The sequence below is a fragment of the Sphingobacterium paucimobilis HER1398 genome, from assembly GCF_000416985.1.
Classification (GTDB): domain Bacteria; phylum Bacteroidota; class Bacteroidia; order Sphingobacteriales; family Sphingobacteriaceae; genus Sphingobacterium; species Sphingobacterium paucimobilis.
Genome location: NZ_ATDL01000015.1, coordinates 799228 through 813906, shown reverse-complemented (window position 1 = coordinate 813906; position 14679 = coordinate 799228). Strand labels below are relative to the sequence as shown.

9 protein-coding genes are annotated in these 14679 nt (G+C 41.6%); 8 read left to right on the top strand and 1 reads right to left on the bottom strand.

From position 1 onward, the window contains the following. Window positions 1-33 precede the first annotated feature (33 nt). The 3 genes from M472_RS36150 to M472_RS44595 are packed head-to-tail and all read left to right on the top strand — an operon-like array spanning window position 34 to window position 6194. The gene (locus M472_RS36150; protein ID WP_021070851.1) at window positions 34-3438 is read left to right on the top strand and encodes a SusC/RagA family TonB-linked outer membrane protein; all 3405 of its coding nucleotides are present in this window, start codon (window positions 34-36) and stop codon (window positions 3436-3438) included. Window positions 3439-3469: 31 nt separating this feature from the next. Then, window positions 3470-5329 (top strand): RagB/SusD family nutrient uptake outer membrane protein, encoded by a 1860-nt coding sequence (locus M472_RS36145; protein WP_021070850.1) that lies wholly within the window; start codon window positions 3470-3472, stop codon window positions 5327-5329. 19 nt (window positions 5330-5348) lie between these two features. Beyond that, a complete protein-coding gene (locus M472_RS44595; RefSeq protein ID WP_021070849.1) occupies window positions 5349-6194 on the top strand; it encodes an endonuclease/exonuclease/phosphatase family protein in 846 nt (281 codons plus the stop codon). Window positions 6195-6517: 323 nt separating this feature from the next. Here the strand turns inward: M472_RS44595 and M472_RS36140 are convergent, their stop codons facing one another. Further along, complete coding sequence (locus tag M472_RS36140) at window positions 6518-7519, bottom strand: MBL fold metallo-hydrolase (RefSeq protein ID WP_021070848.1); 1002 nt, start codon at window positions 7517-7519, stop codon at window positions 6518-6520. A 131-nt stretch (window positions 7520-7650) separates the two neighbouring features. On the opposite strand from M472_RS36140, the gene M472_RS36135 reads away from it, so the two are divergent. The 5 genes from M472_RS36135 to M472_RS36120 all read left to right on the top strand — a co-directional run bounded on the left by M472_RS36135 (window position 7651) and on the right by M472_RS36120 (window position 14678). After that, entirely contained in the window at window positions 7651-7956 is a 306-nt protein-coding gene (locus tag M472_RS36135; protein ID WP_031301802.1) for a winged helix-turn-helix transcriptional regulator, read from the top strand. A gap of 221 nt (window positions 7957-8177) precedes the next feature. After that, window positions 8178-9128 carry an Rpn family recombination-promoting nuclease/putative transposase gene (locus tag M472_RS36130; protein WP_021070845.1) on the top strand — a complete coding sequence of 317 codons (951 nt, stop codon included), beginning with the start codon at window positions 8178-8180 and terminating at the stop codon, window positions 9126-9128. A 247-nt stretch (window positions 9129-9375) separates the two neighbouring features. Then, a complete protein-coding gene (locus M472_RS36125) occupies window positions 9376-9951 on the top strand; it encodes an RNA polymerase sigma factor (RefSeq protein WP_021070844.1) in 576 nt (191 codons plus the stop codon). Between the two features lie 89 nt (window positions 9952-10040). Continuing rightward, window positions 10041-11213, top strand: coding sequence for a FecR family protein (locus M472_RS0122875; RefSeq protein WP_021070843.1), 1173 nt, complete (start codon window positions 10041-10043; stop codon window positions 11211-11213). A 186-nt stretch (window positions 11214-11399) separates the two neighbouring features. Next, window positions 11400-14678 carry a SusC/RagA family TonB-linked outer membrane protein gene (locus M472_RS36120; RefSeq protein ID WP_021070842.1) on the top strand — a complete coding sequence of 1093 codons (3279 nt, stop codon included), beginning with the start codon at window positions 11400-11402 and terminating at the stop codon, window positions 14676-14678. Window position 14679: the final 1 nt, after the last annotated feature.

Below are 14679 nucleotides of genomic sequence, written 5' to 3'. Positions count from 1 at the left end.
CAACCTTTTGAAAAGATATTAGACCATTCAAATATGAACAAAAAAAAATCATTTCTTTCCATATGGAGAAAGAAATATTCCCCCCCTATTTTTCTTTTGGGGCTATTGACTCTATTGTGTTTATCGAAATCATATGCTCAAGAAACGAAAATAAAAGTTACTATAACTCTGAAGAATAGTGATTTGCCGACTGCAATAGAGCAGCTCCGTAAGGAGACCGATGTCAATTTTTATTATTCTAAAGAGGAATTGAAGAACCATAAAATCAAAGCTGCAAAGTTTACGGGGAGGCCTTTAGTGGAGATTGTACAAGAATTGCTGAAGGGAACTAACCTAGAAATTATGGAGCGGGATAATAGTATTTCGATCCGTGCTAAACAGGCGAAGACAGAGTCTCTCCGATCAAACAATCTGCAGACCCGAGCACAGGTTAAAACGGTAAATGCAACAGTTTTAGATGAAGATGGTCTCAAACTGGAAAGAGTCACTGTATCTGCCAAGCCCCAAGCCAATTTTAGTACATCTACTGATCAGAACGGTATGTTTATTTTAAAGCTGCCAGATACAGTGACCGAACTGACTTTTTCATTGGTGGGGTACAAATCTCTATCTCTGAGCGTGGCGTCGATACAGGCATCGGAATATATTCATTTGAAAAGAGAGCAGAGTGACCTCGAAGAAGTCGTCGTCGTGGGGTATGGTGCACAGAAAAAACAAAGTTTGGTAGGTGCTGTTGAAACCATAAAACCTTCCGAACTGAAGACTACTTCGAGTTCCTTTACATCCTCTTTCGCCGGGAAGATTGCAGGGGTGGTGGCCGTTCAGAAATCTGGAGAACCAGGCGCCGATGGAGCCAATTTCTGGATCCGAGGAGTTTCTTCCTTTGCAGGGAATATTAACCCATTGATTATTTTGGATGGAGTTGAGATCAATATGCAGATATTGAATTCTATACCACCCGAAGTTATAGACCAATTCTCCGTGTTGAAAGATGCTACAGCAACAGCACTTTTCGGTACACGAGGAGCTAATGGGGTATTAGTAATCACAACCAAAAGCGGCAAAAATCTAGAACGTATGAATATCAATGTCCGGCTCGAAGGAGGGACATCGTCACACACACAAAAGATGAAAATGGTGGATGGTGTGACCTATATGAATATGTTTAATGAGGCTATCAAAGCACGTGAGATTAATGGTAACTATAAGCCACGCTTTACACAGGATAAAATTGATGGTACAGCACAGGGGTTGAATGCCGATATCTTTCCAAATGTTAACTGGTATGAGACCCTGTTCAAACCCTATACGCATAATGAAAATGTCAATGTCAATGTAACAGGAGGGGCAAGTAAGCTAAATTATTTTGTCAATGGTTCATTTTTTAATGAAAATGGTCTTTTTAATACGATAGAGAAACGTTATAAAAACAATATTAACCACCGACGTTATAATCTCCAGAGCAACGTATCTGCAAACCTTACCTCTACAACTACATTGGGTGTCAAGGTCAATGCGATATTTAGAGAGCTGTATGGACCAGAGGTGAGTAGCAATAATCTGTATTATAGTACATTGACAGCATCTCCGATAGCGTTTCCACTTACATTTCCTGCTTTGAATGGAGAAGATTACACGCTGTTCGGCACAGCTTCAGGTCCATATGCGCAGGGATATTATCCCAACCCCTATGCAGATCTTGTAAAAGGGTATCAGGAAACCTTTAATACAACGACACTGGGAATCGTTGATTTGAACCAAAAATTGGATTTTATTCTTCCTGGATTAAAGTTTAAAGCATTAGCCTCGTTTAATAACTATTCCAATACCCGAGTCTCCCGGTCATTTAAGCCACATTATTTTGCTGTAGACAAATGGTCAATCAACAAAGATGGGGTCTATGATTATACATTAGCTTCTATGGGAGAACCAGGGCAGACGGCTCTTAGCACGAGTTCCGGTGCAGGCGGCGAACGTAAGTTTAACTACCAGCTGTCAATGGATTATAGTGTCAGTCTCCAAAATAGACACAATATAAATGCAATGGTACTGTATCATCAGAACCAATACAACAATAACATGCCTGGTAACTCATTATTGGCCGTATTGCCACAGCGTGAACAGGGATTGGCCGGGCGGTTGACATACAATTATCAGGATACCTATTTCACAGAGTTTAATTTTGGGTATAATGGTTCTGAAAACTTTAAAAAAGGGAATAGATTTGGTTTTTTTCCTTCTATAGCTGCCGGTTATATCGTGTCTAACGAATCATTCTTCAAAGATTGGAATGAGACCGTGTCGTTGCTGAAAGTAAGAGGTTCGTATGGTTTGGTAGGAAATGACAGGATCAATGCTCGGTTCCCTTACATCACTAATGTGGATTTAAATTCAAAAGGATATACATTTGGTTATGATTTCAATAACACATTATCGGGACCTAACGTAACACTTTTGGGCAATGAAGATGCACAGTGGGAGATAGGCAGAAAGGCTAATGTCGGTTTTGAACTAGGTATCAAGAACGAGTTTACTTTGGTGGCGGATGTATTCCGCGAAGATCGTTCTAACATCTTTATGCAGCGGCGCATCATCCCATCCCATCTGGGACTCGGCGCAATATTGCCTTATGCAAATATCGGCAAGGTGCGTAACCAAGGTCTTGACTTTACGTTGGACTACCATACTAAACTGTCGGATGACTTCAATATTTCGACCCGTGGCACATTTACTTATGTGGTGAATAAATTGCTAGATCGTGACGAACCCCAGCAAAAAGAACCTTATTTATCTGAAATCGGACTTCCTCTGAATAGTATTCGCGGGCTCGTAGCAGAGGGGTTGTTCTCTTCGATCGAGGAGATCAATGGATGGGCCAAGTCTACCTACGAACCGGATATCAGACCTGGTGATATCAAGTATAAGGATCTCAATGGCGATAATGTCATTGACGACAATGATAAGATGGTGATTGGAAATCCTACTATTCCACAGATGATTTATGGTTTTGGAATGTCATTGGTTTACCGCAAACTAGGGGTTTCGTTCAACTTTCAAGGTGCGGGCAACAGCTCGCTGATGATGGGAGATATTCACCCTTTCGATAAGAACGAGCATAATGTTATGCAGTTTATAGGTGATAATTATTGGCAGGAAAGCAACCCCGATGTTCATGCCCTTTACCCGAGATTGGACAATGAGGCGAACGCTCACAATCGACAGAGTTCGACATTTTGGTTACGGGATGCCAGCTTTATAAGGTTGAAGGATGTAGAGTTGTCGTATAATTTTAGAATGTTTAGACTTTATCTGGCAGCAACCAATCTTTTTAGGATTTCATCGTTCAAAAATTGGGATCCAGAGTTGGGAGGTGGTTCTGGCTTGAGTTATCCCCTGCAGCGTACTGCAAGATTCGGTGTTCAGTTCAATTTTAATTAAGTCAATAGCGTGACAAATAGCATTTACTCCAATGGAAATATTAAATACAATTAAGAAGATAGGAATGTTAACTGTTGCTTTGGCGGTAGCATCCTGTAGTTATTTAGATGTGGTACCTGATGATAAACCAACGTTAGAAGACGCCTTTAAAAATGAAAACGAAGCACAAAAAGCGCTTTATGGTCTGTATAATGGAATTCCTGATTTATTTTTCTTTCAAGACTCTCCAGTTTTTGTAGGGACAAACGAATTGGTTACCTCCAAACTAGGTGCCACACAGTGGTATCCCTATAAGGCAGTAATTTATGAAGAATATAGTATTAACAATCCCTGGTTTAACTTTTGGTCTAATAAGTCTTCGCGGATCACGTATGATTTATACGCACGTATCCGTAAATGTTACGAATTCAAGAATCGATTGAAGTTGGTGTATAATCTGACCGAAGAGAATAAAAAGAGGTGGACTGGCGAGGCGGATTATCTGATTGCTTATTACCATCAAATACTACTTCAGTTTTACGGACCTATTATTTTGGTAGAAGAAGAGATACCAGTCAACTTACCAGAGGATCAACTGTTGATAGCTCGGGCTCCTTATGACAAGTGCGTGGATTTTGTCTGTGCCAAACTGGACGAAGCTGCTGCAAATTTACCTTCTGTCGTCGAACAAAATGAACTTGGTCGAGTGAGCAGTATAGCTGCCAAAGCTCTAAAAGCTCGTGTATTGCTTACAGCAGCCAGCCCGCTGTTCAATGGAAACAGTGAGTTTTATGCCGATTTCAAAAATCCCAATGGCGAACAGCTCATTAATCTACAATATGATGCTCAAAAATGGAATAAAGCCATGGTAGCAGCCAAGGAGGCGATTCAATTAGCAGAGGGCAATGGAGTAAAACTGTATTATGAAACAAAAACGACTTCGACAAATCCGGCAGAACAGGCTGCTCTAAACTATACCTACGCCTTTGTCGAAAAATTCAATAGTGAGGTGATATGGGGATTGACACATACGTCCGGGGTGACGAGTAATCAACGGTATATGATTCCTAAAGTTACTAACTCTGGAAATGCCAGGCCACTAGGGAATATTGTACCTACCATGACGCTCGTATCCGAGTACTATACAAAGAATGGGTTACCACTAGAGATGGATCCAGTCACCAAAGGAAAGGACCTTTGGGTGTATTCGGCCGGCGATAATACGGCTTTGATTAACCTAGACCGCGAACCTCGTTTTTACGCTTCGATAGGATATGACGGCGGTAAGTATGAGTTTGGAACAACCAGTATTACGATCAATGCGCTGGCAGGAGCTCAACAGGGCTATCAGGCAGGGGTAGAGTATTACTCTTCATCGGGTTATTTTGGCAAGAAATGGGTGCATCCCAAGACGAGCTATACGGCAGGAACCAATCAGTTCAATGCGGTACGTTATGCTTTTCCTGAACTGAGACTAGCGGAGTTATATCTGGCCTATGCAGAGGCCGATTTTGAGCTGGATGGACAGTTGAGTAGTGAAGGGATGGAGTATCTGAATAGAATCCGTAAGCGCGCAGGGATACCAACAGTGCAGGACGCATGGGCTTTGGTTGGCGGTATACCGACTGGAGATGAGATGAGAGAGCTGATAAGACGTGAACGGTCGATCGAAATGGCAATGGAGAATAAGCGGTATTTTGACCTTAGAAGGTGGAAAATAGCCCATATTGAGCTCAATAAAAAAGAATATGCCTGGAACGTATATGGAACGACCAAGAATACTTTCTACCAACGGGTAGTTATGGATGAAAGTGGTAAACGTGGATTTACCTCACCTCGAAACTATTTGTTGCCTATTCATATTCAGGATATCAATACCAATAAAAATCTGATCCAAAACCCAGGTTGGTAATTTATTTAATGTACATATTATGAAATCGTTAAAAAAACTAATATTTATAATTCCCTTATTATTTGTGTATACGGTTGTGTTGGCCTGTGAATCATCTTCCAATGGAGACGAGGTACAACCACCTAAAAAGGCTACGTTACGAATTGGCAGCTATAACGTCTACTATTGTAAAAGTAATACTGGCAATCCTGCATTTACCGATCAGAATACAAAAAATGTGGCATCCGTAATCGATGCTCTGGATTATGATATTCTGTCTGTTCAGGAATTGGACAGTGGCTTTGTTGATAGACAGAATAAACGTTATCTATTAGCCGATATTGCTTCCAGAACAAAGAAGAAGTATCATTATATATATGGAGCAGCACATGGGTTTGGGACGGCTTCAGTAGGTGTTGGCGTATTGGTAAATCAGGATCTCAAGGTGCTAAGTACCAAACAGGTTGCTTTGCCAGGAGAGGAAAGACGTACTTTGTTAATGGTCGAATTTGACAAGTTCTGGTTTATTGCCACACATTATGACTTGATTCACGAAAACCGGGTTGAATCTTCTAAGATAGTAATGCAGGAGATCAAAAAATTGAATAAACCCGTCTATCTTGCTGGAGATCTGAATATCAATAATACGACGAATGAAGCCTATAATATATTGGCGCAGTCTTTCGTTTCTGTGACCCCATTGACTTACAATGATGGAAAATTAAGAAATACGATTGATTACGTCCTGTATAGTGATAATGGAACAGGTCATAAGCCGGTATTTAAAGGCAGCAAGGTAGAGACAGAGATGCAGTTGGGAGAAAAACTACCCTTGTCCCAGGTTTCAGATCATCCACCGATTTGGGTTAATATTGAAGTCGACTGAAGTTGGGGCAACTGAATTAAGCCTTTCCAGCCTTAGTTTGTTATAAATTGTTCTTCATAAGTGATGTTGCGTCATGTTCTGATGCGATGTCTGGAAATGTCCTCTAATTATGAGGACATTTTTATTTTTACAATCTGGCAGACCGATCATGTTCTGTGTGTAAGCTACATATAGTTCATGAGTTTCGAGAGGACACTTTAGGCTTTCTGCACCTCTAGTCATCTGCGGAGTGTAGCAACACATGCTAGAAAAGAGGTGTAATGGTTTTCCACGGAATAAAGAATCTTATTCCGTGGAATTGTGACTAAACAATTCTCTGATGACTATTTGATCACTATATTTATAGGGTCCGAATAGGGAAAAATGGTCCACTGGTGTTCTGTGCCTTTTTTATCTATAAACCCTAGACCTGGCCATGGTAAGTGACTGGTCATGAAAAGGGTGCCCTTTTCTACGCCTTCAGCTATTATCTTTTTTCTCGTCTGCACTGCTTTTTCAAAATCTCCGTCCCAAAGTGTACCCCATTCCGGATTTGAGACTAAAAATGGCGTATGTATCACATCAACTATGTGCTTCAATGATTTTTCACTATCATATATCGTAAATATAGTTTGCCCTGGAGAATGTCCTTCTGCCAACTCAGGTATTAAACAGCCAAAAAGATGTTGTCCATATTCAAAGAATTGCAGACGGTCGCTAATTTTAGCGAGTGTTCTTTGGGCAAATAATATTCCCGAATTGATATTGGAAATATTATCCTTTGAATTTGGGAATATGGGATTGTCCGACATCCAAAAATCATGTTCTTTTTGAGCGATGTGATACTGTGCATTTGGAAATATAAAGCCATCCTGTTCATCTAGGATACCGCCTACATGGTCTATATGGACGTGTGATATGACGATGTCAGTAATGTCTTGTGGCTGGATGCCGATTGTCTGCAATGATGTGGACAGTTGCCCCCCATTTTTGCCCATATGATGACCGCTGCCGGAGTCTATCAGGATAAGTTTGTTGTTCTTTTTAATCAAGATGATATTCGAACTCACTTCCAGCCTGTCCTTAGGAAGATGTAGTTTTTCTAGCTGGGCCATAAATTGCTGTTCCGTTGCAAACGGAGCAAAAATTGGCTGGATGGATGGCAGAGATATAACACCATCGGATAGTATATATGTTTCCAAGTTGCCGATAAGCAATTTTAATGCAGAGCGGGGACGGTCTGTCGTTCCGTATCTATTAATCGGTTTAAAACTAAAAAGCAATACCGACAGTGATAAGCTGATCAGAGCGAATAATCGGAATGTGGATAATCGAGATCTGTTCATAATTTTATACTATAATTTTTATAGTTGCAAAACTATGTATAGTGCGTTATATTTGCAATAACGGTCAAGATAGATAGTAACGGATGTATTGTATAGATGATAAAGATTTTCCTTGTAGCACCAGTTTGACTATGAGGTATATAGGAGGTAAGTGGAAAGCTGTAATTCTTTTGCATTTGATTGAAAAGAAGCGTTATAGTGAGCTTAGAAGAGAGTGTCCTGCCATTACCGAACGTACATTGAGCCTTCAGTTGAAAGAATTGGAGGAAGATGGTCTAGTCACTAGGACGGTGCATACCGATAAAGCTCCTCTAAAGGTCGATTACGAGCTTACGAAATTCGGAAAGACTTTGATACCTCTGTTGATGTCCATCGCAGATTGGGGAAAGGAAACCGCTGCTAGTAATAATAGGATAAAAATGAAGAACATGGTTTAAGTCTTTAAGTAATTTTAGAAGATGTTTAAGGTCCTACAACCTTAAATTCGATCTCACCCTTTTGAGTTTGGCTTGGTCATCGTCCTTTCTTCTTTCTCCTGCAGGAGGTCGATGTGTTCGAAGAGCAGTTCGATGTTCTGATTGCGGTTTTTTTTGCTAACTATTTTAGTTTTAATAGTTTTATTTTCGTATATTTGTTTAATAACCAATGATTAAACGATATGACTAAATCAAAGAAGCATCTGGGTAAGTATGTCGATCCGCGAACCGACTTTGGGATGAAGTTCTATTTTGGACGGGAAGAAAATAAGATACTCTTAATTGAATTTCTTAACAGTCTGTTTGAAGGTGAAAAAGTAATTGCCGATCTAAAGTATAAGACCGTAGAGCATGATGGCGATCAGGAAGATATGCGTCGTGTTGTTTTTGATTTACATTGCATAGGTAGTGATGGTGAAATTTTTATAGTCGAATTTCAACAATTATTCCAGGAGTTTTTTAAAGACCGTGCTGTGTTCTATACCTCACGGTTGATTAATAAGCAGCTAGCCAAAGGGAAGAAAGGAAATGACTATCATTTGCCAGAAGTTTACTTCGTAGGTATTTTAGAATTTGATATGAATGGGGGCTCGAATGTTGTGCTGTCGCGCGAGACCGATCGCCCGTATTTTTATGACGTTGCATTGTGTGATAAGCATACGCACGAGGTTTTTTATGACAAGCTAGGGTATAAGATGGTCTCCCTTCCTGTTTTTAATAAGCAGCCAGAGGAATTGGAGACGATAATGGATCAATGGCTCTATCTTCTTAAGCATCTGAGTACCATGGATAAGCTGCCTTCATTTTTGGACAAACGGATATTTGGTCGTATCTTTGCTATAGGAGAGATAGGCAAATTAAAAGAGGAGGATCTGATGTCATATGAAGCAAGTTTAAAACAAAGACGGGACGCTGAAAGCGTTTTTAATTCTGCGTTACGTTCTGGCCATGCCAAGGGTAAGGCTGAAGGTAGAGCTGAAGGTAGAGCTGAGGGTTTGGCTGAAGGTTTGGCTGAAGGCGAGCATAAGAAAGCTATTGAGTCTGCGATTAAGATGTTGAAGAATGGGTTTGAGATCAAGATGATCTCGGAGATTCTTGGTTTGACTGTTGAAGAAATCGAAAAGTTGAAATAGTTTTAGAAGATAATAATTGAAAAGCCGTATCGAATTCACTTTGGAACGGCTTTTTTGTATCTGCTATTTTCTTTTTTGTTTAGGGAGATAAGCAGGGATAATATCGCCACGTTCTAGAGATCTAAGGGTTCGGAAGATGGGTGAGAAGGCTTGCACTAGAAGTACTTTTATTCTACAATTTTCTTTTCAGCAAACTATCCATTAACTTTGGTGCCACTCACGATAAATCAAAGCGGGTACTAACCAAATGGATGAAAGAGATTTATTACTTCGATTACAGACCGGTGATCATGAAGCTTTTGAAGAGCTCTACCATAGTTATGCGGCAAAGCTTACTTCAAAACTTATCACTCTGCTTCGCGATAGTGAGCTCGCTGGTGATATCCTTCAGGATCTCTTTATCAAAGTATGGGAGCTCCGTGCCGACATCAATCCAGAGAAATCATTCGGTGGCTATCTGCATACCATAGCGACCAATATGGCAAAAGACAGATTCCGTAGCGCCCTACATCAACAGGTTTATCTGCAGTCTCGTGCTGATCTGGCCGAGGGACACGACAGCGTTTCCCGTTTCATGGATCAGAAAGACATGCGCGCAGCAGTGGATGCCGCACTCGCCAAATTACCACCACGCCAGCGCGAAGTGTATATCCTTTATAAGATCGACGGATTATCCTACAAAGAGATACAGCAGAGGTTAGGTATTTCCAAACCGGCGGTCAATCGGCTTATCCAGGAAGCCGGAAAGAAAATGCGTGAACACCTCTTGCCGATCGGCTATCTTATGCTCTGTAGCGTGGTGGTCGAGGAACTCATTCGATAATTTGAAAAAAAATAACAATTCACCCTATTACTTTTAATCACACAGACGTATTGTAATAAAACCCTGGAACTAACCACAGGTACAATACAATGGAAAAGAAAGAAATACAGCAGCTATTTAGTAAATATCTAAATGGTCAGGCCAATACCGACGAGATACAAGCTTTATACGACTACTTTGGTGTAGAGGGACAGGATACTAACTTGGAGCAACTCATCCGCGGCCACCTGGATGATACGGTCGACATCAGTACCGATTCGGCCCGACTCCAGGCAGAGCGTATCGCATCCGATCGATGGCTTGCTATAGCCGATCATACACTGCCAGGTAGTAAGGTGCGCCGTCTGTACAGGATCAGGTACACTGCGGCAATCCTAATCTTTTGTTTTATGGCTATAGGACTTTACACCTATTTACAAAAGCCAGACCCAATACCAGCTGACAGCTTAGCGAACAATCCGTCGGAATTAATTGTTCCCGGATCCAATAAAGCCACATTAACCTTTGCCGACGGAGTAACCTTTACACTTGATGGTACTAAAGAGGGAATTGTAATTGGTGACGAACTCACCTATAGCGATGGAAGCAAGGTGACAGATATCCAGTCTCCCTTATTAACCTTATCCACACCAAAAGGCGGACAATATCAGGTTACCCTCTCTGACGGAACCAAGGTCTATCTCAATGCGATGACAACCCTGACTTATCCCAAGCAGTTTACACCGGGCGAGCGTAAGGTACAACTTAGTGGTGAGGCCTATTTTGAGGTCAGTCATGATATTCAGCACCCCTTTGTCGTAGCCACCAATAAGCAGGAGGTCAAGGTGCTGGGTACGGTTTTCAATACGCATGCTTATCCAGATGAGCAGACAGTGACTACGACCTTATTGAAGGGTAAAGTACAGCTGTCCAGCATGGGAAAAGACGCGCTGTCAAAGCAGTCCGTTGTATTGAGGCCTGGAGAGCAGGGGGCATCCACGGGCGCATCTGGGGTACGTGTAGCCCAGGTCGACGCCAACGAGGCTATAGCGTGGAAGAATGGCAAATTTGTATTTGATGAGACCAGTATTCCGGCTATGATGCGGCAGATCGAAAGATGGTATGACATAGAGGCCCTGTACGTAGACGACCTCTCGGGCATTGCATTCAGCGGATCCATATCCCGGTATGACGATATCAAGGACGTTTTAAGGAAGATCGAATTGACAAATAAAGTGAACATATCAATAGAAGGAAGGAGGGTCAGAATGAGCAGAAGATAGTTTTGTGTGTGTTTGCCTGACCAAAATGAGAAACCGGTGGTGCGCTAACACCGCCGGCTCGTGTCAGGTGATCAATAATAGTTCTGAAGTATTACATTTTTTACCTAACCAAACAAATATATGGATAATAATCATGGTTATAGGTGCAATTTGCACGCTATATACCGCCGTTTAAGATGGAGCATCATGCGCATACAGCTAGTCATTTCAATTCTTTTCCTCATCGTGTTACAGCTTCATGCTGATAACAGCTATGCGCAACATATAACGATCCGAGCGAAGAACCTAGATTTAACATCTGTACTGAAAATATTTAAGCAGCAATCAGGATATGACCTACTGTATAGTGCAGCCGAAGTAAGTAAAGAAGCTGACCCGGTAAATATCGAATTAGTCAATGTACCTGTCCAGGTCGCACTCCGTGAAATATTTAAGGGACAGCAGAAGTTGGAGTATGCCCTGGACCAGAATGCTGTTATCATACGGAAGAAAAGTGGTCGCGTGGAAAAGCCAGCTATGACGGAAAACAATATGCCAAAGCAACAACCTATCCGAGGCCGTGTAAACAATGAAAAAGGAGAGCCATTGGTAGGAGCATCCGTCTATGTACTGGATGCACAGGGGAGACGTACTGCTGTGCAGACCAGGACGGATAATCAAGGAAACTTCGAATTCTTAATCCAAGAAGTCGGAGCAAAATTAGAAGTCAGCTATTTGGGGCACACTCCAGTTATTATAACTGCAGTAAGAGATCTCATGCCGGTTGTGTTAAAGCCATTTTCGGCAGATATGGATGAAGTAGAGATTTCTTACAACGCAGGATATTACAGTGTTAAGGACAAAGAACGAACCGGAAGCATTTCAAAGATAACTTCGAAGGAAATCGGTCAACAGCCAGTTGCGAACCCGCTGGCCGGAATGCAGGGACGTATGGCAGGGGTGAACATTACTCAGAGCAGCGGTATCCCCGGCGGTGGTTTCGATATAGAGATCAGGGGGCGCAACAGTTTACGCACCGAGGGTAATGCGCCTCTGTATATCGTTGACGGTGTACCTTTCGCATCTGAATCTGCTTCCGATCGTAATATTTCGCTTACCGTATTACCTGCTGGTAACGTTAGTCCGCTCAACAGCATCAATCCAAACGATATCGAAAGCATCGAAGTTTTGAAGGATGCCGATGCTACCGCTATTTACGGTTCCCGCGGTTCCAATGGGGTAGTATTGATAACTACCAAGAAGGGGAGTGTCGATAAGACAGCATTTTCCCTTCAGTCAACCACTAGCGTAAATACGGTTTCTAAATTTATGGACCTTATGGATACGCAGCAGTACTTAAAAGTGCGTAGAGATGCTTTTGCAAACGACGGTATTACAGAATATCCTGCAAATGCTTATGATGTAAACGGAACGTGGGATGAAAACAGGTATACCGATTGGCAGAAGGAATTTATCGGCGGTAAGGCAGTGTCGCAAAATACCCTATTTTCGGTCGGTGGTGGAAGCGGGAATACAGGTTACTTGTTAAGTGCTTCACACAGAAAGGACGGTACGGTGTTTCCCGGAGATTTTGGTTATAGGCGCACTAATTTTTTACTGAATGTAAACCATACGTCGAAAGATGGACGGTTTGATATTCAGGCTTCCGTACAGAAAGGAGAACAAAAAAATACTTTGATGGCTGCCGACCTTACAGGAAAAATATTTTTAGCGCCAAATGCCCCCGCACTCTATACGCAGCAAGGAGATATTAACTGGGAAAACAACACCTTTGAGAATCCGATGGCTGCATTGCAATCAAAATATTTTTCAACAATTAAAAATACCGTCACCAATATATCTCTTGGGTATAACCTGGGCAGAAATGTTGCTGTTCGTTTAAAAGCAGGTACCGGCGATTTTCATACACAGGAAATTAAAACAACACCTCATACCGTTTTTAACCCGTCATTAAAACGAACAAGTGAGCATTCTTCTATGCTGAATTCAGAAAATAAAAGGAACTCATGGATTGTGGAACCAATGATTACTTGGAATAAGGATTTTGAGGCGTCAAAGGTCGACTTGCTGTTAGGAGGTACGTTGGAAGAGCGAATTCAAGAAACCTTTGGCTTAGAAGCAAGTAATTTTACTTCCGACGTTTTTATTACAAATGCTGCCAACGGGGCAATACAGAAGGTGCTGTACGACAGGGAAACCATTTACCGATACAGTGCGGCTTACGGAAGGCTTAATTACAGCCTCTACAATAAGTATATTGTAAATATAACAGGGCGTCGTGACGGTTCTAGCCGTTTTGGTCCCAATAAGCGTTTTGCGAATTTTGGAGCCGTTGGGGCGGCATGGCTTTTCGGTCGGGAACATTTTGCCGAAAAAAGCAGTTGGTTTAGCTTTGGGAAGTTACGTGGAAGTTATGGTATTGCAGGGAGTGATCTGATAGGGGATTATCAGTTCCTTAACACGTATGGTATCGGCCGTCTTAGATATGACGGTGCTATTGGTTTGGAACCTCTACGACTTTTTAATCCGGATTTCAGTTGGGAAACAAATAAAAAACTAGAAGTAGCTCTAGAAACAGAATTCTTTAACAACCGTCTGGCAGCTTCTTTTTCCTATTACAGAAACAGATCTTCAAACCAGCTTGTTGGAATGCCTTTGCCGCTAACAACGGGCTTTACCAGCGTGCAGGCAAATCTTGCCGCAACAGTAGAGAATTCCGGATGGGAATTTACCCTGCATTCGGTAAATGTATCAGCATCGGTTTTTAAGTGGACAACCGCTTTTAACCTTACACTGCCTAAAAACAAACTGATTGCTTTTCCAAATTTGGAAAACTCAACCTACGCTAATCAATATGAAATAGGGCAGCCAGTAACGGTACGTAAAATGTACAATTATCTTGGTATTGATAAAGAAACGGGAAGATATCTCTTTGAAGATGTAAATAAGGATGGTATCATAAATATACACGATAGAAAAACGGTTGTCAATACCGGAACGGTTGCCTTTGGCGGATTGCAGAATCATTTTTCGTACAGAAGCTGGTCGCTTGATTTTCTGATTCAGTTCGTAAAGCAGAAAGGTTTTTCACCGGATTACTATGGAACTTATAGCGGCAGTATAAATAACAGGCCGGATAGGGCTGCCGACTATTTCTCAACCGAAAATCCTGATGCGGCATACCAGCTTCCTACTTCGGGAAAAAATACACCTGCCTTACAGGCATTTCAAAGTTTTAGGGAAAGTAACGCCATGGTTACCGATGCATCTTTTATAAGGCTTAAGTCATTACAGCTTATGTACAGTTTGCCGGCTGCAAACATGAAAAATACACGTCTCAACCTTTTTATTCAGGGATATAACCTTGTAACGCTGACAAAGTACTGGGGCGCAGATCCGGAAACGGTGGGTAACTATCTTCCCGCTTTAAGAACGCTTTCTTTGGGATTCAATCTTAATTTTTAAA